This window comes from Pseudomonadota bacterium, from assembly GCA_041395565.1.
In the GTDB taxonomy this organism is placed as follows: Bacteria; Pseudomonadota; Gammaproteobacteria; order UBA9214; family UBA9214; genus UBA9214.
Map to the genome: position 1 here is coordinate 139943 of JAWLAI010000010.1, position 20073 is coordinate 160015.

16 protein-coding genes are annotated in these 20073 nt (G+C 66.6%); 6 read left to right on the forward strand and 10 right to left on the reverse strand.

The genetic code is table 11. The annotated features are described in order from the left end of the window. Nucleotides 1–36: 36 nt before the first annotated feature. Entirely contained in the window at nucleotides 37–342 is a 306-nt protein-coding gene (locus R3F42_15765) for a hypothetical protein (protein MEZ5543475.1), read from the forward strand. On the opposite strand, the gene R3F42_15770 is transcribed toward R3F42_15765, so the two are convergent. The 8 genes from R3F42_15770 to R3F42_15805 form a co-directional block, all read right to left on the reverse strand. Then, the gene (locus R3F42_15770; protein ID MEZ5543476.1) at nucleotides 339–3470 is read right to left on the reverse strand and encodes an efflux RND transporter permease subunit; all 3132 of its coding nucleotides are present in this window, start codon (nucleotides 3468–3470) and stop codon (nucleotides 339–341) included. The two genes, R3F42_15765 and R3F42_15770, sit on opposite strands and share 4 nt — an antisense overlap. 32 nt (nucleotides 3471–3502) lie before the next feature. Continuing rightward, nucleotides 3503–4627: an efflux RND transporter periplasmic adaptor subunit gene (locus R3F42_15775; protein MEZ5543477.1), complete on the reverse strand. Its 1125-nt coding sequence runs from the start codon at nucleotides 4625–4627 to the stop codon at nucleotides 3503–3505. A gap of 324 nt (nucleotides 4628–4951) precedes the next feature. Then, nucleotides 4952–5473 carry a GNAT family N-acetyltransferase gene (locus R3F42_15780; protein MEZ5543478.1) on the reverse strand — a complete coding sequence of 174 codons (522 nt, stop codon included), beginning with the start codon at nucleotides 5471–5473 and terminating at the stop codon, nucleotides 4952–4954. Further along, a complete protein-coding gene (locus R3F42_15785; protein ID MEZ5543479.1) occupies nucleotides 5463–7223 on the reverse strand; it encodes a histone deacetylase family protein in 1761 nt (586 codons plus the stop codon). Before R3F42_15785 ends, R3F42_15780 begins: the two co-directional genes overlap by 11 nt. Continuing rightward, entirely contained in the window at nucleotides 7223–8245 is a 1023-nt protein-coding gene (locus R3F42_15790; protein MEZ5543480.1) for a D-alanine--D-alanine ligase, read from the reverse strand. The genes R3F42_15785 and R3F42_15790 overlap by 1 nt, the downstream gene beginning before the upstream one ends. After that, complete coding sequence (locus tag R3F42_15795; GenBank protein ID MEZ5543481.1) at nucleotides 8242–9255, reverse strand: D-alanine--D-alanine ligase; 1014 nt, start codon at nucleotides 9253–9255, stop codon at nucleotides 8242–8244. Before R3F42_15795 ends, R3F42_15790 begins: the two co-directional genes overlap by 4 nt. Further along, nucleotides 9252–10565, reverse strand: coding sequence for a KamA family radical SAM protein (locus R3F42_15800; GenBank protein ID MEZ5543482.1), 1314 nt, complete (start codon nucleotides 10563–10565; stop codon nucleotides 9252–9254). The genes R3F42_15795 and R3F42_15800 overlap by 4 nt, the downstream gene beginning before the upstream one ends. A 256-nt stretch (nucleotides 10566–10821) precedes the next feature. Beyond that, nucleotides 10822–11808, reverse strand: coding sequence for a lysylphosphatidylglycerol synthase transmembrane domain-containing protein (locus R3F42_15805; protein ID MEZ5543483.1), 987 nt, complete (start codon nucleotides 11806–11808; stop codon nucleotides 10822–10824). A gap of 334 nt (nucleotides 11809–12142) precedes the next feature. Between R3F42_15805 and R3F42_15810 the strand changes: the two genes are divergently transcribed. From R3F42_15810 to R3F42_15830, 5 genes are all read left to right on the forward strand, one after another. Further along, on the forward strand, nucleotides 12143–12691 hold the full coding sequence (locus tag R3F42_15810; protein ID MEZ5543484.1) for a DedA family protein: 549 nt from the start codon (nucleotides 12143–12145) through the stop codon (nucleotides 12689–12691). Between the two features lie 36 nt (nucleotides 12692–12727). Then, the gene (gene mprF, locus R3F42_15815) at nucleotides 12728–15403 is read left to right on the forward strand and encodes a bifunctional lysylphosphatidylglycerol flippase/synthetase MprF (protein ID MEZ5543485.1); all 2676 of its coding nucleotides are present in this window, start codon (nucleotides 12728–12730) and stop codon (nucleotides 15401–15403) included. Between the two features lie 16 nt (nucleotides 15404–15419). After that, nucleotides 15420–16064, forward strand: coding sequence for a DUF599 domain-containing protein (locus R3F42_15820; GenBank protein ID MEZ5543486.1), 645 nt, complete (start codon nucleotides 15420–15422; stop codon nucleotides 16062–16064). Nucleotides 16065–16106: 42 nt separating this feature from the next. Further along, nucleotides 16107–17519: an AcvB/VirJ family lysyl-phosphatidylglycerol hydrolase gene (locus tag R3F42_15825; protein MEZ5543487.1), complete on the forward strand. Its 1413-nt coding sequence runs from the start codon at nucleotides 16107–16109 to the stop codon at nucleotides 17517–17519. Nucleotides 17520–17661: 142 nt separating this feature from the next. Then, nucleotides 17662–17712 (forward strand): hypothetical protein, encoded by a 51-nt coding sequence (locus tag R3F42_15830; protein ID MEZ5543488.1) that lies wholly within the window; start codon nucleotides 17662–17664, stop codon nucleotides 17710–17712. Between the two features lie 382 nt (nucleotides 17713–18094). Here R3F42_15830 and R3F42_15835 read toward each other — a convergent pair whose 3' ends face one another. Together R3F42_15835 and R3F42_15840 are read right to left on the reverse strand one after the other, a co-directional pair. After that, complete coding sequence (locus R3F42_15835) at nucleotides 18095–18769, reverse strand: hypothetical protein (protein ID MEZ5543489.1); 675 nt, start codon at nucleotides 18767–18769, stop codon at nucleotides 18095–18097. A 323-nt stretch (nucleotides 18770–19092) separates the two neighbouring features. Then, entirely contained in the window at nucleotides 19093–19914 is an 822-nt protein-coding gene (locus tag R3F42_15840) for a PDZ domain-containing protein (GenBank protein MEZ5543490.1), read from the reverse strand. Between the last annotated feature and the right edge of the window lie 159 nt (nucleotides 19915–20073).

Below are 20073 nucleotides of genomic sequence, written 5' to 3' on the forward strand. Positions count from 1 at the left end.
CGTACCACAGGTCGTACCCTGACAGGAGGTTAACCCATGAACACACAGCACACAGCGGCACCGCGCTTCGAGGACCTCAACTGGGTGGCGGACAGTCCGCTGCCGCGCGACCGCGAACAGAGTCATCGACTGCATGAACCGGACCACATGATCAGTACGGTCGACCCGATCACCGGCCACGACATCACCGATGTCAGCGAGCATCCGTATCTGGTCGACGGCAAGCTGACGATCTACTTCGAATCCATGCAGACGATGACGGCATTCCTCAACACCCCGCTCAACCATCCCTACGGGCATGCCCTGGGCGGGCTGCCGCAGGATGCCGACCGCGGCGGCTAGCCGGCCGGGTCGGTGGTGGCGGGCACGGATGCGCGGTCCTTGCCGTGGTCCTTCGCCAGCAGCAGGTAGATCGAGGGCAGGACGAACAGCGTGAACACGGTGCCGATGGTCATGCCGCCGACCAGTACCAGGCCGATCGAGTTGCGGGCGGCGGCGCCGGCACCGGTGACCAGGGTGAGCGGAAAGTGGCCGGCCACGGTGGCGATGCTGGTCATCAGCACGGGGCGCAGGCGGGTCATGGCCGCGAGCCGCACCGCCTCGTGCTTGGCCCTGCCCTGTTCCTGCAGCTTGTTGGCGAATTCCACGATCAGGATGCCGTTCTTGGCGATCAGCCCGACCAGCGTCACCAGGCCGACCTGCGCGTAGATATTGAGTGTGGTCGTCCAGCCGCTGGTCCAGTACGGGATGTTCGGATTCGGCATCTTCAGGAACGTGAACAGCAGCGCGCCGAACATGGCCAGCGGTACCGAGCCAAACAGGATGATGCAGGGATCGCGGAACGAATTGAACTGCACCGCCAGCGCCAGGAAGATCATCACGATCGCGAGCACGAAGGCCGGCAGGAACTTGTTGCCCTCGGTGCGCAGCTGGCGTGACTCACCGGTGTAGTCGATCGAGTAGCCGGGCGGCAGGATCTCGCGGGCCGCCTGTTCCAGGACCGTGAGCGCCTGGTCCAGCGTGCGGTTGGTCATGCCGGACAGCTTCACCGCATTGAGCTGCTGGAAGCGGTTGAGCGAACGCGGCACCGTCATGTTCTTTATTTGCGCGACCGTGGCGAGCGGCAGCGGCTCCCCCTGCGGTCCGTCGATGTAGAGACCGGTGATCTGGTCCGGGTTGAGCCGTTCGGCGCGGACGATCTGGGGTATCACCTTGTAGCTGCGTCCGGCGATATTGAAGCGGTTGACGTAGTCGCCGCCGACGGCTGCGGCGAGGTCGGTACCGACCCGGGACAGGTCCAGGCCGAGCGCGGCCACCTTGTCGCGGTCGATGACCACTTCCGCCTGCGGCTGATCGTACTTGAGGTCGATCTGCGGCGGAAACAGGAACATGCCGCTCGCCATCGCCTTGGCCTGGATTTGTTCGGCGAATTCGAGCAGGCGTTTGAAGTCGGCGGTCGAGGCGATGATGAATTCGATCGGGAAATTGCTGCCGCCGGGCAGCGCCGGCGGCGTCGTGACGAAGATCTGGAAGCCCGGGATGCGGGAGAGCCGGGCCTGCACCTCGGGCTGGATCTCGAACACGGTGCGCTCGCGCGGGTCATGCCAGGGCTTGACCACCATGCCGGAAAAGCCGTCCGTATCGTACAGCGACGCGACCGCCGGCGCGAACAGGATCTGGAAGGACAGGTCCACCTCGGGGGTATCGAGGAAGGCCTGCTCGGCGGCATGGCCGAAGAACGACTTCTGGTCGGCGCTGGCGTTCGCCGCCGTGTTGATGATGCCGAACAGCACGCTCTGGTCCTCGCTCGGCGCAAGCTCCTTCGGCGACATGTTGTACATCGGGAACGCGGCCAGGAACACCGCCGCCCAGACGATGTAGACGAAGAACCGCGCCTGCAGGGTGCGCTCGAGCGCGCGCCCGTAGGCCGTGCGCAGCCGGTCGAAATGATGGTTGACCCAGCCGGTGAACCCGCGTTCCTCGGCGGCCGCACTGCGCAGCATGTGCGCCGACATCACCGGCGAGAGCGTCAGCGCGACGATGCCGGAAATGGTCACCGTGCCGGCCAGGGTCAGTGCGAATTCGCGGAACAGTGCGCCGGTCAGCCCACCCTGCAGGCCGATGGGCGTGTACACCGCCGCCAGCGTGATGGTCATGGCGATGATCGGCCCCAGCAGCTCGCGCGCGCCGATCAGGGCGGCCTCCCGCCGGCTGCGGCCCTCGCGCAGGTGGCGTTCGACGTTTTCCACGACGACGATGGCATCGTCGACCACCAGACCGACGGACAGCACGATGGCAAGCAGGGTCAGCAGGTTCAGCGTGAAGCCGAAGGTCTGCATGAGAAAGATGCCGCCGATGAGCGATACGGGGATCGCGATCATCGGGATCAGCGCCGAGCGTATCGACCCCAGAAACAGGTAGATGACGACGATGACGATCAGCAGCGTATCGCCCAGCGTCTTGGTGACCTCGCGGATCGCGTTGGAGATGTATTCCGATGCATCGTAACCGATACTGACTTCCAGTCCCTTCGGCACGTCGCGCTTGATGTCGTCGAGTTCCACGCGGGTCCGCTTGATGACATCGATGGTATTGGCGTTGGGCAGCGGGAAGATGCCCATGAACACCGCGGTCTGACCCGAATACCGGACCGAGGTGTCGTAGTCCTCGGCGCCGAGCACGACGTCGGCGATGTCCTCCAGGCGCACGATCGTGTCGTCGCTCTGGTATACCACCATGCGCTTGAAATCATCGACCGAGTTGAGGTCGGTATTGGCCGTGAGGTTGACCTGGACCAGCGCGCCCTTCGTGCTGCCGACGGCGGCCAGGAAATTGTTGGCCGCGAGCACCCGGCGCACCTGCGCGGGGCTGATGTGGAAGGCGGCCATGCGGTCGGGCTTGAGCCAGATACGCATGGCGAAGGTGCGCGCGCCGAGAATCTCGGCGCGCTGCACGCCGGCGACCGAGGCCAGCCGCGGTTGCACCACGCGCGTGAGATAGTCGGTGATCTCCGCCTGGGTAAGGATGTCGGAGGCGAAGCTGAGATAGGCGGACGCGTACTGGGTATCCGCGGATTGCACGCTGATCGAGGGCACCTCCGCCTCGGGCGGCAGGTCGTTGCGCACCTGGTTCACCTTGGCCGTGATATCCGCCAGCGCCTTGGTCGGCTCGTAGTTCAGCTTGAGGCGGGCGTTGATCAGGGAGAAACCCTGCAGGCTCTTCGACTGCACGTATTCGATGCCGTCGGCGGAGGCGATGGCCTGCTCCAGCGGGGTGGTGATGAAGCCGCGCACCAGCTCGGCGCTGGCGCCGACGTAGACGGTCGAAATGCTGACCGTCGAATTCTCGCTGCGGGGATACTGGCGGATATTGAGCGAGTGCCAGGCCTGCACGCCGGCGATGAGGATCAGCAGATTGACGACGATCGCAAGGACCGGGCGGCGGATGAAGAGATCGGTGAAGGAAGACATCGCGCTAACCGTGTGTGTCCGCTACGCCCTGATCACTCGTTGGCGGGCGCGGGCGCAAGCTGCGCGTCCGGCGCCAGGGTATTGTCGACCACCACCGCCATGCCGGGACGCAGCTTGAACACCCCGCTGGTCACGACCTGGTCGCCGGCCTGCAGGCCGGCGGTGACGGCGACGAAGTCGCCGCGCGTGGCGCCGAGCCGGACGATCTGCTGCCGCAGCACCTGCTTGGTCGCGCCGCCGTGCTCGTCGTGCTGGGAATCGATCACGAACACGGTATCGCCATAGGGCGCATACAGCACCGCGGTCGCGGGAATCGCGAGCACGTCCTGCTGTTCGGACAACGCGACCTCGACATTGACGAACATGCCCGCACGCAGCTTTTCGCCGACATTGCTTATCAGCGCCTGCACGCGCACGTTGCGGGTCATGGCGTCGATCTCCGGACTCACCGCGTTGATCGTGCCCGCGAAGGTCTCCTGCGGTGCCGCGTCGGTGGATACCCGCACCGCCATGCCCTGCGCCAGCAGCGGATTCAGCTGCTGCGGGACCGAGAAATTCACGTAGATGGGATCGAGCGTCTGCAGCGTCACGATCGGATCGCCTTCCCGGAGGATCTGGCCCAGGTTGACCAGGCGCAGTCCGAGCCGGCCGGCGAACGGCGCGCGTATCGTCTTCTTCTCGATTGCCGCGCGGATGGTGTCCGCCTCGGCGGCGGCCTGCTTGAAGCGGGCGTCGGCGCTGTCGAACTCGGCCTTCGAGGCATTCTTCTCGGCCAGCAGCTCCCGGGTGCGCTCGAGCGTGAGGCGCGCCAGCGCCACGGCCGCCTCGGCGGCGCGCAGCTGCGCCGACTCCGCGGCGGTATCCAGCCTGACCAGGACGGCGCCGGCATCCACGCGAGCGCCCGACTCGAACGCGATATCGGCGACTTTACCACCCAGCTCGGCGCCGACCGTGACGCCCTGCACGGCAACCAGCGAGCCGACGGCCGTGACCGCGTCGGGCCACGCCTGCGCGCGCGCGCTGTCCGCGGTGACCGTCTCGGGCGGCATCTGCATCGGGATCGAGCTCATCACGCTGAACTGGCGCATCTTGATGGCGGCCGGCACGCCGATCAGGACGGCCAGGACGACGAGCGTGGTCACGAGCTTTCTGGTCATGGGAAGCAGGTTCCTGTGCCGTTCATGCAGGGAGCCGCCCGGGCAGGCACAGCCTGTCTGCTTCCGGGCAGGCCCCAATGGTACTACGAATGATGTGACATTGAACCCGCGCGACCGCCGGCCCCGCCGTCTGCGATCCGGGGGGGGTGTGGACGTCCCTGCGCGATCCTGCACGCCCGGCATATGCTGCCCGCGGATCGCCCCGGCGGGCGCGCCGGGCTGTCGCAAACCCTCGGGAGGGAAGCTGCCAGCGCCCGGCAGCCGAATCCCGTGGCGGGGCGAAGCGGCCGTCTCCCGTCCGCTGCCTGCCGCCGCAGCGCGCGCTTAGGCCGCCGCTATCAGCGCCTTCGCATAAATGACCTTGCCATCGCCCGGGGCATAGAAATCCGGCAGCCGTGCCGCCGCATGGAAACCCGCCCGTTCATAGAAATGCCGTGTCGGCGCGTATTGCGCGCGCGCCGATGTCTCGGCATACAGCAGGCGTCCGCCCCGCGCGCGCACCGCCGTTTCCGTCGCGGCCAGCAGCTGCTGCCCGAGCCCCCGGCCCTGCCGGTCCGGGGCGACGACGATCCAGTAGAGATCATAGCTACCGGCGGTGCCGGGAATCTCGCCATAGCAGGTATAGCCAAGCAGCGTTTGCGCCTGTTCGAGCAGCAGGAATTCATAGCCGCTGGCGCTACCCTGCGACAGGCTTTCCTGGACGAGTTCGGCCGCAATCCCGACCTCCGCGGCGCTGAAAAATCCGGTCGTGTGCACCAGTGCGCGCACCGCTGCCACGTCGCCGGGCTGCGGCGTCGTGCGCAGCACCACCGCTGCCGGTGTCGGCCGCAGCGTGTCAGCGGGCATGGTCCGGTTGCCTGGCCGCATGCAGGCCCTGCCACAGGCCCTCGAAGAAGTGCCGGGCATTCTGGCCCAGCGAGCGCGTGCGGTAGCCGCCCTCCTGGGTCACCAGCACCGGCAGGGCCAGCGCCCCGATCATGCGTCCGTTCTCGTGGAAGTCGCGCGCGGCCAGCGTGAACGAGCCGGTCGGATCGCCCTTCGCGGTATCCAGCCCGAGCCCGAGCACCAGGTAACGCGGCGCGAAGCGGATGATGTGTTTCAGCGCGCGCGCGAGATGTTCGCGGTAACCCGCCCCGTCCAGACCTTCCTTCAGGGGCAGGTTCAGGTTGTAGCCCAATCCCTCACCCGCCCCGCGCTCGTCCTCGAAGCCGCTGAAATACGGATAGGTCTGCCGCGGATTGCCGTGCAGCGAAACGGTGAGCACGTCGGCGCGCTCGTAGAAGATGTTCTCGGTCCCGTTGCCGTGATGGTAGTCGACATCGAGCACCGCAACCCGGCCGTAGCGGCTCAGGTAGTTGGCGGCGACCGCCGCCGAATTGAAATAGCAGAATCCGCCGAAGCTCCTGCGCTCGGCATGGTGACCGGGCGGCCGCACCAGCGCGTAGGCCATACGGTAGCCGTCCACCAGGCACTGTGCGCCGGTCAGCGCGCAGTCGACGGCACCGAGCGCCGCCAGCCAGGCATTGCGGTTCAGGGGCGTGAAGGTGTCGATGCAGTAATAGCCGGCGCGCAGCGGCAGCTCGCGCGGCGGACGCGCGGCGTTGCGGATCGGGAACACGTAGGGATAGACAGACTTGCCCTGCGGAACCCGGGCGCAGGCGCGCATGAGGTACTGCACGAAATCACCGTCGTGCACGGCCTTGATCCAGGACAGCGGGAAGTGGCGGGCCGGCAGCCGCTCGAAGTATCCGGTCTTGTCCAGTTCCTGCATGATCGCCTTGATGCGCACGGGCGATTCCACGTAACCCCGCTCGCGCACGTGGTGGATGTCGTGCTTGTCATTGACGATCAGCGCGATGCGCCGTGCACGCACCGGGGCCGGGGCTGGCTGGCGCGTGCTGCTGCGGCGGTAGCGCGGCGCCCGCAGCTGCACGGGGTCGTCCTGGATGGAGGCGACGACATGCTTGATGTACTCGCGCGGACACAGCGCGCCGTACTTGCGTTCCAGGATGGCGCGCACGATGCGACGCGCGGCGTCCCGGCCCAGCGGCGCCTGGCTGCCGAGCGGGTCCAGCACCAGGTAGGGCGGATTGTCGCCGCCGGGCGTGACCGGGGTTTCGTAGGCGGTATTGGCCAGCGGCCGCGCGCCGTAGCGTTCGTAGAATTTCAGGCGCGCCGCATTCTGCGCACGGATCGCCGGGTCGCGCGAGAGCGCCGGATCGTCCGGCAGGCATTCGAAGAACAGTCCGCACACCTGCAGCGCGGCCGCCTCCTCGCGCACCCGCTCGTACAGCGCCCCGCCGATACCGCCGCCGGTACCGCCGGGCGCGGCGCTGATGTACTCCAGGTAGGCGAAACGCAGGTCAGGCGCATGCAGCAGCAGCGCGAAGCCGCGCAGTTCGCCCTGGCCGTTTTCCGCTGCCAGCAACCGGGCATGGAAACGGTGCTTGAGCGGGTCACGCAACTGGTCCGGCAGCTTGGCGATGTCGTCCTCGCCGAGACCGGGGAACTGCGCGCGCAGGATCGCCTGTGCCTGCGCGATCGCGGTCCGGTTGGCGGACGTGGTGTCGTCGTAGATCTGGCGGATGAGGAACATCAGGTCGCAGCGCCGCTGCGCGGATGCGCGTCCGCCACCGCGTCATGCCGGGGCAGCACGCCAGCCACGATGCACCCGATCAGCGCGGTATAGTCCAGGCCGGCCGCCGCCGCGGCCGCAGCGTAGCCCGCATCCGGCGACAGGCACGGATTGGCATTGATCTCCAGCACCTGGGGTGTGCCGTCCGCGTCGAGGCGGATGTCGACGCGCGCATAGCCGCGCAGCCCGAAGTGCTGCCAGCAGGCCCGCGCCAGCGTCTCCAGGCCATGCCCCGGCTCACTCCCGGCAGCTGACACGAGGAAGCGGCGCGGCGTGTGGTGATACTCGAACGCCGTGCTGTCCCACTTGGCGGCATAGTTCACGATGCGCGGCTTGCCGGCGGGAAATGCGGAAAAATCGATCTCCGCCACCGGCAGCACGCGCACACCGCCCACCTCCTCGAGCAGCGCGATATTGAATTCGCGCCCGTCGACGAAGCGTTCCGCGAACCAGGCGCCGCCATGGCGTGCGCGCTGCTCTGCGATGCGCCGGGCGGCGGCGGCACCGCCCTGGACCACGGCCCCGTCATCGATGCCGATCGAGGCGTGTTCCCACACCGACTTCACGATCCAGGCACCCGGCCCGCCGGCGCTGCCGTCCTCGCTCCAGGCGGGGGTCGGCAGGCCGTGCGCGGCGAGCCAGCGCTTGGCCAGCAGCTTGTTCGACGTGAGGTACTGCGCATCGGCGCTGACACCGGTATAGGGAATCCCGAGCGCATCGAGCAGCTGCGGCACCCAGGCGATGAAGGCGCCGCGCCCGTCGAGCGACTCGACCAGATTGAACGCGAACCGCGGCCGTAGCTGCAGCAGTTCGTGACGCAGCTGGTCGAGGTTCGTGTTCACCGCGCGCAGCAGCGGCTGGAACCCCAGCGCGCGCAGGGCGGCGCCGACCGCCTCGGCCTCGACGAGCGCGTCCTGTTCATCAGGCGGGGCGTTGGCAGGCAGGGCGCCGTAGAGGACGGCAACGCGGGTTCTGCGGGTCATGGCGCGAGCGCGGATCGCACGCCGGTTCGCGCAGGCACCAGGGTGCGGGCACGCGCGGCGTCGAGAATCATGCCGATCAGGTCGCGGTAGGCCAGGCCCTGGAAGCGCGCGATGAAGGCAAGGTCGGAGCGTTCGGGATTCAGACCCGCGAGCGGGTTGACCTCGATGAAGTGCGGACTGCCATCGGCGTCCAGCCGCACGTCGATGCGCCCGGCGTCGCGGCAGCCCAGCGCGCGCCAGGCGGCGAGCGCGACCTGTTCGACCGCGCGCGCGACGGCGCCGACCTCGAGCCGGTATTCACAGCGTGACTCGAATTCCTCCTTGTTGCGGAAGGAATACACCTCGCTGTCGCCGGCGCCGGTCGCCAGCACCTCCAGCACGCCGAGCGCGCGCGCAGCGGCGCCGTTGCCGACGATGCCGACGGTGAACTCCCGGCCGGGCAGGAAGGTTTCCACGAGCACGGGTTGCGCGAAGCGCGCGAGCAGATCCCGGCAGGTCCGGCCGAGCGTGGCGTGATCGGTGATCTTCGAGGCCGCGCTGATGCCCTTGCTGGTCCCCTCCGCGACCGGCTTGGCGAACAGCGGCAGTGGCAGGTCGACGTGTACCAGGTCCGCCGCGCTCTCCACCACCACGAAGTCCGGTGTCGCGATGCCGCAGTCGCGCACCACGTGCTTGGTGAGACCCTTGTGCAGGCACAGCGCCAGCGTGGTCGCGTCCGAGAAGGTATAGGGGATCTGCCAGGCGTCGAGCAGCGCGGGGATCTGCGCCTCGCGCGCGACGCCGTGGAGTCCCTCCGCGATGTTGAACACCAGGTCCCAGCGCTCGCCCGCCAGCAGCCGCGGCATGAGCGCGGCCAGGTTGCCGATCGGCTCGACCGTGTGGCCGAACCCCTCGATGGCGGCGTGGATGGCGCGGATCGTCTCCGGACGGTCGAACTCGGCTGCCGTCTCCTCGTCCAGGCCCTGCGCGAGATAGTCGTCGCGCAAGTCGTAGGTGAAACCGATCCTCACGCGAGGTTCTCCCCGGCCGGCGCCAGGGCGGCGGTCGGGGCAACGGGGTCGTGGTAACGATACAAGCCGTGCTCGAAGTTGCGCAGCACCAGGTCGTCACCCTCGCGGCCGACGACGTAGTCCGGCACCAGCGGGATCTTGCCGCCGCCACCGGGGGCGTCGATGACGTAGTGCGGCACGGCGTAGCCGGTGGTATGGCCGCGCAGGCCGCGGATGATCTCCAGGCCCTTCTCCACCGGCGTGCGGAAATGCGCCGAACCGGTGATCGGGTCGCACTGGTACAGGTAGTAGGGACGCACGCGGAGCTTCAGCAGGCCGTGCATCAGCCGTTTCATGGTCTCGACGCTGTCGTTGACGCCGGCCAGCAGCACGGTCTGGCTGCCGAGCGGCACGCCGGCATCGGCCAGCCGGCCGCAGGCCTCGGCGACCTCGGGCGTGAGCTCGTCCGGATGCGTGAAGTGCACCGACAGCCACACGGGACCGTAGCGGCGGAACAGCCGCAGCAGCGCCGGTGTGATGCGCTGCGGCAGCACCGCCGGCACCTTGGTGCCGATGCGCACGAATTCGACGTGCGGAATGCGCTTGAGCCGCGTGAGCAGGTATTCCAGGCGCTCGTCGTCCAGGCTGAGGGGATCGCCGCCCGAGAGCAGCACGTCGCGGATGGTCGGCGTGCGTTCGATGTAGTCGAGGGCCGCCTCGTAGTAGCTGCGCTTGATCGCCTTCTCGCCGGCCGCGCCCACCAGCCGCGAGCGCGTGCAGTAGCGGCAGTAGGTGGTGCAGATGCCCGTGACCAGGAACAGCACCCGGTCGGGATAACGGTGCACCAGACCCGGCACCGGGCTGTCGTGGTCCTCGCCGAGGGGATCGTCGGCCTCGCCGGGGCTCTGCCGGTATTCACCGGTCACCGGGATGACCGTGCGGCGCAGCGCCTGGGTCGCATCGGCCGCGTCCAGCAGGCTGGCATAGTAGGGCGTGATACCGACCGGCAGCGGGCCGCTGTGCTGTTCGATGGCGGCGCGCTCGTCCGGGCTCAGCTCGATGATGCGTGCCAGCGCATTCAGGTCACGGATGCGATTGCGGTTCTGCCAGCGCCAGTCGTTCCAGTCCCGCAAGCCGGCAGCGGGAAAAAAGCGTTTGCGGAAGGCGTGACTGCGCGGGCTGACCGTCAGCCGGGGTATGGGATGCGCAAGGTTGCGGACGAGAGGTACGAGGTGGGGTGCGGCACTACCGGTACAGGCGGGGGAGACTGTGGTTTGCGCTGCGGTGCCCGGAGGTTCTTCTTCCGCGACGGCCACGATATGTTTCTTCATGACGATTCCTCGTTACCCGGGCAGCACAGGCTGCGCACAGGCCGTAATAGCGGTTGGTCACGTTAAAGGTTTAGCCGTCGCGCACCGTGCCGTCTGCAAGGTCACCTGTGCCGGTCTCTGGCCCAGCGCAATCATAGGTATGGTCGGGTAAAAAACAAGACGTCAAAAAAAATATTTTTGCCCCCCGGGGCGGCGTGTCCGGGGCGTGGCGGACACCGGTCACGGACCCGGCGATCCGGGCGCAATCCGCAGCGTGCTAGCGCAACGCCCTGCGCGCCAGCCACATACCGGGAAACATGGGCAGCCAGAGCGTAAAGCCGCGCAGCAGCAGCGTCGCCGCCAGCGCCGCCTCGACGGGGACGCCGAGCGCGCCGAGCATGCTGACGCAGGTCACCTCGAAGGTGCCGAGGCCAAGCGGGATTGGACCGACGGTGGCGACCATGGCTGCCAGCATGAAACACGGGAACACGAGCTGTAAGGTGGCCGGCATACCCACGACCTGCAGCATGACCTGCAGGGTCGCGGCATCCAGCAGGAATACCGCCCCGTGACACAGCAGGGCGGCGGCCACCAGTGCCGGGCTGCGCAGCAGTTCGTCCGGGGCCTGCGCAATGGCATCCATCAGCTTGCCCAGGCCGGGGATACGCAGCAGTTGCACGGGCAGTTCCCGCCGCGCCAGGCTGCGCAGCCAGAGGGCACCGGCCGGGATACCCACCGCTACCAGCACGAAGACGACGACCGCCACGATATTCCACAGCTGCAGGGCATGATAGAACGACAGCAGCAGCACCGTTACGAGCGCCGCGAGCAGGTAGGCCCCGTAATAGGACACCAGGCTCAGCAACAGCGTCGCCATGCACACCCGCGTGGGTATCCCGCGCCGACTCAGCGCGGTGATGAAGAATGCCGTGCCGCTCATGCCGCCGCTGGGCATGGCCTGGTCGGAAAACAGCTTGGCGACGCCGAGCGGCACCAGCGAGAGCAGCGAACGACGCTGCCCTGCCCTGCGCAGTGCCAGGTACCACACACTCGCCACACAGAGGTAGGTGGCCAGCTGCAGCAGCGCGGCCAGCAACAGCCATGCCGGTTCCGCCTGCCGCAGCAGCTGGACGAAGTGCTCGAGTTCGCCGAAATGGGTGACCAGCAGGATCAGTCCGGAGAGCACCAGCAGGCCGAGCAGCCAGGCCCGGAAGCGGGACCAGAACGGACCTTCCGGCCGCGCGCCACGCGCCGGTTCGATCATATCCGTCTCCCGCACAAGCTCCGGCGCATGACGTGCCCGGTAAACCCGGATAGCGCCTGCGCCGGCAGCAGCGGCAGCGTACCGCCACATTGCACAGCGGCGGCGGCTGCGGCGGCAGCCGCCCCGCGGGCAGCGCGAGCACCGGGGCCTGGAGAATTCATCGTGTCTGCCTGTCCAAGGTGCCGCATCTCCGGTTCGCCCATCGGGGTCGTCCCGCACCGGCCATAACGCAGGCGCGCCGCCCGGCTGCAATACTAACAGCCCCCGCGCCGCAGCAGTGTCGGACTGGTAACGCCGATTTCCGGGCAAAGCTTGCTGTAGTAACCTAGGCCGCATGCTGGAAACATGGATCACCAGCTATGGCTACCCGGTCGTTTTGGCCGGAACCTTCCTGGAGGGCGAAACCGTCCTGGTCCTGGGCGGTGTGGCCGCGCACATGCGTTACCTGTCCCTGGAGCTGGTGATCGCCTGCGGTTTCCTCGGCTCCCTGACCGGCGACCAGCTGTATTTTTATCTCGGCCGCCGTCATGGCAAGGCGCTGCTGGCCCGGCATCCCGACTGGCAGACGCGGGTGCAGCGGGTGCTGCGGCAGCTGGAACGGCAGCAGAACTGGCTGCTGCTGAGTTTCCGCTTCCTCTACGGGCTGCGCTCCATCACCCCGTTCGCCGTCGGCCTGAGCACGATACCCTGGTTGCGCTTTACCCTGTTCAACCTCCTCGGCGCCGGCATCTGGGCGTCTGTGATCGGGCTGGCCGGCTACTACTTCGGCCGGGCGATCGAGACGGTCATCGGCGACATCCGCCACTACGAACTCGAGGTGATGGGGGGTATCATCGCCGCCGCCGTACTGCTGTGGGTGGTGCACCGCTACCGCCGGCGGTAGCGCTCGGCCAACACGCCCCCCTGAAGCCAATCCGCCATGGAATCAGAATCCCGCAAGGTGCAGGCCGAACCTGACGGCAATACGCGCGCCGATGATTTGACGAACGCAAACTCCGGCCAGGCACGCCTGCACTGGGTGCGGCGCGTGCTGCCCGTGGCCTTCCTGGCAATTGTCGCGACACTGGCCGCGCGCGAACTGCGCGGACTCGACCTGCATGCCGTGCGCACGGTGTTGCACGACATCTCCCTGCCCCGGCTGCTGATGATCCAGTCCGCCGCCATCGCGGGGGTCCTGGCCATGAGCCTGTACGACTGGCGTGCGGCCCGCGCCTTCCAGCTCGAGCTGCCGCTAGGCACACTGGTACGCACTGCCTGGATCGCCAACGCCTTCAACAATCTCATCGGACTTTCCGGCCTGGCCGGTTCGGGTATCCGCCTGCTGCTGTTCGGCAGTGCCGGCATCGACACCGGGCGCGCCGCCGCAGTTTCAGCCCTGATCATGGCGTCGGTGCCGGTTGGTCTGGCGGTGCTGTGCTGGCCGCTGCTGCTGACTGGCGGGCCGGGTATAGACCGGCTGCCAGTACCGGCCTGGATGGCCTGGTCCGCACTCGCCGTCTTCGCCGCCTATCTGCCGGTCTACCTCCTGACTCTCCATCGCGGTCTGTTCACGCGACTCCTGCAGGGCCTGGCACCGCAGTCCGCGGCCACGCTGGCCATGCTGGTCATCATCTCGACGCTGGACTGGCTGATCGCCGCGGCCACGGCATGGCTCGCCTTCGAGATCAGCGGCGCATCCATTGCCTGGCTCCCGTTCCTGGCCGGATTCGTGCTGGCCTCGACGCTGGGCATCCTGAGCCTGATACCGGGCGGCCTCGGGGTGTTCGACACCGCGCTGGTGGTGCTGCTGGCACCCTGGGCACGCAGCCCGGAACACCTCGTCTCGGGCATCCTCGTCTACCGGCTGTGCTACTACGTGATGCCCTGGCTGATCGCGGTCTACCTGGGCGCGGACCGCCTCATGCTGCCACAGCACTGGGAACAGCTGCCGATCGTGCGCCAGTGGCGCGACAGCCGCCTGACCGGCCTGCTGCGCCTGCCGCTGAACATGCTGGCCTCGCTCGGGGTGCATGCGCTGGCCTACCTGACCTTCGCCGGTGGCGTGATCCTGCTCGTATCGGCCGCCTTTCCCACCTTGAGCGACCGCCTGGTCGTACTCAAGTCGTATGTCCCGCTTGCCGCCATCGAGATTTCGCACACGCTCTCCGTCGCTGCGGGCGCGTTACTCATCGCGCTCGCGCGCGGCATCGCCGCCCAGGTGCGCAGCGCCTATCACCTGACCCAGATCCTGCTGGTCACCGGTGCACTGTTCACCTTCATCAAGGGCTTCGACTTCGAGGAGGCCATCGCCCTGCTGACCGTCACCCTGCTGTTGAGCCGGCAGCGCACACGTTTCTACCGCGCGAGTTACCCGTTGTTCAGCGCCCGCAGCCTGCTGTGGCTGGCTGGCCTGGTGATCGCTATCGCCGGCTTTGCCTGGCTCGGCAGTTGGGTGCATGGCGGGATTCCACTCGGCTGGACCCACCTGTCACGCTTCGCGCACAACCTGGACGCACCGCGCTTCGCGCGCGGCCTGGTCATCGCCATGGCAGCCGTCATCGCCTGGTTCGGCTGGTCCTTCTTTCGCCAGCCGAAAACAATTTCCGGACCTGCCGACGCACAAACCCTGGCCGAGGCGGAGGTCGTGCTCAATCGCGACGGCGGCAGCGAGTTCGCCCACCTGGTGTTTCTCGGCGACAAGTCGCTGGTGTGGACTCCCGACCGCCGCGCCTTCGTCCAGTACGGGCGGATTCGCGACCGCCTCGTGGCCCTCGGCGACCCATGCGGCGCTCCGGACGCCTTCGATGCCGCGATCATCGCCTTTCGCGATTTCGCCGACCTGCACGATCTGCGGCCCTGCTTCTACGAGATCAGCGACACGCACGTGCACCGCTTTCACGATGCGGGTTTTGCCCTGTTCAAGCTGGGCGAGACGGCGTTGGTCAGACTCGCCGAATTCACCACGGCGGGCAAGCGCGGCGAATCGCTGCGCCACAGTGCCAACCGGGCCCGGCGCGAGGGCGCCGTGTTCGAACTGCTCGCGCAGCCGCTCGAGCCGGCGTTGTGGCCGGAACTGCGCGCGATCTCGGACAGCTGGCTGGCCGCGCACCGCACCGCGGAAAAAGGCTTCTCCCTGGGCAGCTATCGCGAGTCCTACCTGCGCCGCAGCCCGGTTGCGGTGATCCGGATCGGGACAGCGGTCGTTGCCTTCGCCAACCTGATGCCCGACTACGGCAGCCGCACCACACTGAGCATCGACCTGATGCGCCACAGCCCGCAGGCCCCGCCCGGCACCATGGACCTGCTGTTCGTCGAACTGATCCAGCACGCGCAGGCCGAGGGTTACCGGTACTTCAGTCTCGGCATGGCACCGCTCGGCGGCGTGGGCGAGACACGCTATGCACGCACGGGCGAGAAAATCGCCCGGCTCGCCTACGAGTACGGCAACCGGCTGTACAACTACAAAGGGCTGCGCAGCTTCAAGGACAAGTACCATCCCGAATGGCACAGCGCCTATCTCGCCTACCCCGTGCTGACGCCGCTGCCGGGACTGCTGCTGGACACCACAGCGCTGATCGCGGGCGGTTACCGGCGCATCTTCACCCGCTCGGATTGAGGACAGGAGTACCCGCATGGAAGTATTGCGCCATATCGAGTACGGTCTCAGCCCCGCGGCCCTGCTGCTGCTGGTGATCTACCACGCGCACCTGATTCGCAAGATACGCCGTGACCCGCTCAGTACCTCAATGGGCCTCGCCGCACGCGCCCGCTCGCTGTGGGTAAGGGCCATGATGCGTGAGAGCCGGGATATCGTGGCCGTGCAGACGCTGCGCAACTGGACCATGGCGGCCAGCTTCCTGGCCTCCACCGCCATCCTCATCGGACTGGGCATCTTCAACCTGGCGGTCACCGCGGACAAACAAGGCGAGCTGTCGCTGCTGATCAGCCACTTCGGCAGCGGACATCCGGGCCTGTGGGTCGGCAAGCTCGTCCTGCTCGGCATCGATTTCCTGTTCGCGTTCTTCAATTTCACGCTCGCCATCCGCTACTACAACCATACCTGCTTCCTGATCAACCTGCCGCCGGACCTGCACGGGGAAATCACGGTCGCGGACGTGGCCGAGATCCTCGACCGCGGCGGCATCCACTACACGCTGGGCATGCGCGCCTATTACCTTGCCATACCGCTGGCCCTGTGGCTGTTCGGGCCACTCTGGCTGCTGGCCGGCACGCTGGCGCTGATCGCCGCCCTGTACCGGATCGACCGTGGAATTTAACGCCCCGGTCGTTGTCCGACCGTGACCCGGAGAGCTGCTGACATGACCATCCTGCGCTATTGCCTGCTGTTGCCTTTTTTTCTCGCCAGCATGTCGTTCGCCCGCGCCGATCCGGCTGCGCCTGCGGAGGAAACGTTCAGCTTCGCCCATTTTGGCGATGTGCATGTCTACCGCAACTCGGCGCAGCCGAAGCACGTGGTGCTGTTCGTCTCCGGCGACGGTGGCTGGAACCTGGGCGTAATCGACATGGCACGGTCGCTGGCCGGCCTCGATGCGCTGGTGGCCGGCATCGACATCACGGCCTACCTTAAGAACATACAGGCCGTTAAGGCCGCGTGCTGCTATCCGGCCGCGGATTTCGAGGGTCTGAGCCAGTACCTGCAGAAACGCTACAACTACCCGGATTATGTCCAGCCGGTGCTGGTGGGCTATTCCTCGGGTGCCACGCTCGTCTATGCCACGCTCGCGCAGGTGCCGCCGAACACCTTCCGCGGCGGCATCAGCCTGGGCTTCTGTCCCGACCTGCCGCTGACCCGGCCCCTGTGCCGCGGCAACGGGCTGAAATTCACACCCGCGGCCGATGGCAAGGGTTATGACTTTCTTCCCGATCCCTCCCTGACCACCCCCTGGGTGGCCCTGCAGGGGGATATCGATCAGGTCTGCGACGCCAAGGCGACAGCAACCTTTGTCAGCCAGACCGGCAACGCCCGGCTGGTGAATCTGCCCGGCGTAGGTCACGGCTATTCCGTGCAGAAGAACTGGCTGCCGCAGTTTCACGCGGCGTTCACCCAACTGGTCGCCGATGCGCGCCCGCCACAGACTGCGAAATCCGCCGACCTGGAAGACCTGCCGCTCGTCGAGATCACGGTCAAGCAGCCCGGCAGGACCTTCGCCGTGATCGTCTCCGGCGACGGTGGCTGGGCCAGTATCGACAAGTCACTGGCGGACAGCCTGGCCAGCGAGGGTATCCCCACGGTCGGACTGGACTCCCTGCACTACTTCTGGACCCGTCGCACGGAAGACGAGATGGGCCGCGACCTGACCGCCATCGTGCAGCACTACCTCGCCGCCTGGCATAAGGACCGGGTACTGCTAATCGGCTACTCGCGCGGTGCCGACGTCCTGCCCTTCATGGCGAGCCGCCTGCCGTCCGACCTGCGCGAGCACACCGCGCTGGTCGCCCTACTGGGCGCCGAACACGGCATCGACTTCGAGTTTCGCGTCGCCGACTGGCTGCCGGGCAGCATGCAGGATGCGCCGCACCAGGTCCTGCCGGAGGTCGAGAAGCTGTCCGACTACCGGGTGCTCTGCATCTACGGCGAGGACGAACCCGCCCCCCTGTGCCCGGACCTCGACCCGGGACGCTTCACGGTGCACAAGCTGGCCGGCGGTCATCACTTCGGTGGTGATTACGCGGCGCTCGCCGATCTGATCCTGCAGACCGCCAGTCCGTAAGACGCAATAACGGAACCGAGGGCATGGAACCCATCGACCTGAGTGGCGCAGGATACTGCTCGCCGTACATGGCGTGCTCGCTGTGGCAAGCACGTGACATGCCCTGCTGTTCAAGCGCGATCCCCGGTCGGCGCTGGGCTGGATTGCAGCGTGCCTTGCCTACCCGATCATCGGCCCCATGCTTTATATTTAATCGGCATCAACCGCCTGCGCACGTGCGCGTATCAGCTCAAGGGGACACCTTATCGGCGGCTGGTCATCGTAATTCTGCGTTACCGGCGGCAGAATCTCCATGCTAGTCGGTCATGCGGTGCATAGCGTTTTGACCGGTGACAGCTGCAATGTGTTGCACGCGGGCCGATCCAGGGGCGATCCTTATGGCCAAACAGCGCAGACCAAAACCCTAATATGGCCAGCGGGAATTCGAGGGCTTTCTCAGGCGCGGACGTGCAGCATGGTCTTGTGCGCGCGTTGCACGTCGTGTCACCAGGAACAACAGGTGTTCTGAAGCAGGAGGCAGCGAGGCTTCTGTTTAGCTGTGGTGCATGGCGGATGGCCGTGTCCCACTTTGCAATCTACCTGTAACCGCACTGTGCCTTGCTAGTACCGACAGCGGCAACCCGGTCGCCCTGACGAAAACAGCCGTTCAACCAGTTGCCGCTGACGGTCTCGCCATCTGCAGCCCGGAAGGTGCCCGAGCCATTGGGAAGACCGCCCCGGAATCCACCCTCGTAGCGGCTGCCGTTGGCAAATACGAACGTCCCGTGCCCCTGGAATTCCCCGTTCACGAATTCGCCCTCGTAGCGGCCTCCGGCGTGGTAACTGAACGTCCCGCGCCCGGTCATCTTGTCGTCGATGAAGTCCCCTTCGTATCGATCGCCGTTGACGTGCGTGTAGGTGCCTTGGCCCGCACGCCGACCGCCGGTGAACACGCCTTCGAAGCGGTCGCCATTGTCGTAGGTGAGTATGCCGGCTCCATGTAGCTTGCCCGCCTGCATCTCGCCGACGTAGCGTTCTTCCTGCCACGCCCCGTCGTCACGGTACCGGTAGAGCTCGACACCCTGCCCGCTCGCCTTACCGTCGACGCACGCCCCCGACCAGGTGACGGTCTCATGGGACTGTGGCAGCGCATCCCAGACAAGGCAGCCCGCGGTCGTTGCCTGCCAGCGGCCGTCGGCCCAGGCCACGGATGCGATGTACCACGTTCCACACAGGAGCGCCAGGAGCGCAACTGCGAAGCGTAACCGCATGGTCACCTCACCTGATACGAGATCGAGCGAGACAATGTTGGATTGTGGAAGCATAACCCTTGTTTCACGAGAATCCACCTGTCGCTTGAGTCAAGCCAGGCCATGCTGGAATTCCTAAAAATCTGTCTGTTCCGCCACTGAAACCGACACATGCTTTCTCCGTTCCAGGTAGCGCAAGGGTGGCGGTTCGTGCGGGGACGGGAATGGGTGGCAGAGTGACAGTCAGGAGCGGCGAACACTACCTCGAACAGCACGGCCGCGTCATTGCCCGCTTTTTACATCGCGATTCACCCTCTCACTCCAAACCCGGTGCGTAAAGCAGTCTAGAAATCCGGATCCGGATAGATATCCGTCCAGGGCATCATGAACATGCGATGGCCAAACGGATCTACGGGCCACGCAAGCTCGTCCCGCGCACTGAGCGCGTTGAGCAACTGCTCGCGCTCAACCGCCGGCAGGTTCCTCTGCCTCATGACCTGCCTGCGAATCTCGTCACGGCTACCGGTGAACTGGTACGTTTCGAGCTTGCCATTGACATCGAGATACCGGATCTCCGCCTGGTAACTGCCATCTGCAAGCTTCTGTAACGACAGCGCATCGAACGTGTCCCAGCTCCCCTCGGCTGAGTGCGGTGACGGCCCGGCATACGGAGCCCTCGGATGCGCGTGGTGGTAGCGGGGCATCGCCGTCCAGGGTCGCTCCCCTGCCGCCGCGCCAGTCACGGCGGCTTGTGCCTCGCCCAGCGTGACCTGCACCTCGTCCGTCACACCGTTGCGTACCCGTTTCAGGGTGACGGTCTTGTCCGCGCCTTCCGTTCTGACCAGCTGGCTCAGTTGCTCCGTGGAAAACAGTTTCTGGTCATCAAGCGAGAGCAGTATGTCATAGGCACGAAGACCGGCCCGTGCCGCGGGAGAATCATCCGCGACATCCTGGATCATCACACCCTGACCCGCGGGGAGGACACCGGCGAGCTGGGCGCGCAATGCCCGGGGAATGGAGTGCAACACCACGCCGAGATAACCACCCGCACCCTGCGCTACAGCCGGAACCGCCGGCTGGGTTGTCGGCTCGGCCGCGATACCCGCTGTCGACAGTGGAATAGCCATTACCAGCGCAATGGCTGCAGCAAGCTGACGCATCTTCATGATCGGTCACCTCCGGATGATTCTATGGTGAGTGATGAGACCGTAGATCTGTGCGGCAGTTCCGTGCCAAACAGAGATACGCGCGAACCGGTTTTGCAGCGAAACCCGGCAAAGATGTCTCCTGGCAGGCAGAGCGGCTTTTTCTGCAGCCCCGCGATC

Excerpts from the sequence above, each read along its gene's own strand:
- mprF (MEZ5543485.1), top strand. The coding sequence starts at position 12,728 with ATGGAATCAGAATCCCGCAAGGTGCAGGCCGAACCTGACGGCAATACG.
- R3F42_15805 (MEZ5543483.1), bottom strand. The coding sequence starts at position 11,808 with ATGATCGAACCGGCGCGTGGCGCGCGGCCGGAAGGTCCGTTCTGGTCC.
- R3F42_15785 (MEZ5543479.1), bottom strand. The coding sequence starts at position 7,223 with ATGTTCCTCATCCGCCAGATCTACGACGACACCACGTCCGCCAACCGG.
- R3F42_15840 (MEZ5543490.1), bottom strand. The coding sequence starts at position 19,914 with ATGAAGATGCGTCAGCTTGCTGCAGCCATTGCGCTGGTAATGGCTATT.
- R3F42_15770 (MEZ5543476.1), bottom strand. The coding sequence starts at position 3,470 with ATGTCTTCCTTCACCGATCTCTTCATCCGCCGCCCGGTCCTTGCGATC.
- R3F42_15775 (MEZ5543477.1), bottom strand. The coding sequence starts at position 4,627 with ATGACCAGAAAGCTCGTGACCACGCTCGTCGTCCTGGCCGTCCTGATC.
- R3F42_15765 (MEZ5543475.1), top strand. The coding sequence starts at position 37 with ATGAACACACAGCACACAGCGGCACCGCGCTTCGAGGACCTCAACTGG.
- R3F42_15825 (MEZ5543487.1), top strand. The coding sequence starts at position 16,107 with ATGACCATCCTGCGCTATTGCCTGCTGTTGCCTTTTTTTCTCGCCAGC.
- R3F42_15780 (MEZ5543478.1), bottom strand. The coding sequence starts at position 5,473 with ATGCCCGCTGACACGCTGCGGCCGACACCGGCAGCGGTGGTGCTGCGC.
- R3F42_15790 (MEZ5543480.1), bottom strand. The coding sequence starts at position 8,245 with ATGACCCGCAGAACCCGCGTTGCCGTCCTCTACGGCGCCCTGCCTGCC.
- R3F42_15800 (MEZ5543482.1), bottom strand. The coding sequence starts at position 10,565 with ATGAAGAAACATATCGTGGCCGTCGCGGAAGAAGAACCTCCGGGCACC.
- R3F42_15820 (MEZ5543486.1), top strand. The coding sequence starts at position 15,420 with ATGGAAGTATTGCGCCATATCGAGTACGGTCTCAGCCCCGCGGCCCTG.
- R3F42_15835 (MEZ5543489.1), bottom strand. The coding sequence starts at position 18,769 with ATGCGGTTACGCTTCGCAGTTGCGCTCCTGGCGCTCCTGTGTGGAACG.
- R3F42_15810 (MEZ5543484.1), top strand. The coding sequence starts at position 12,143 with ATGCTGGAAACATGGATCACCAGCTATGGCTACCCGGTCGTTTTGGCC.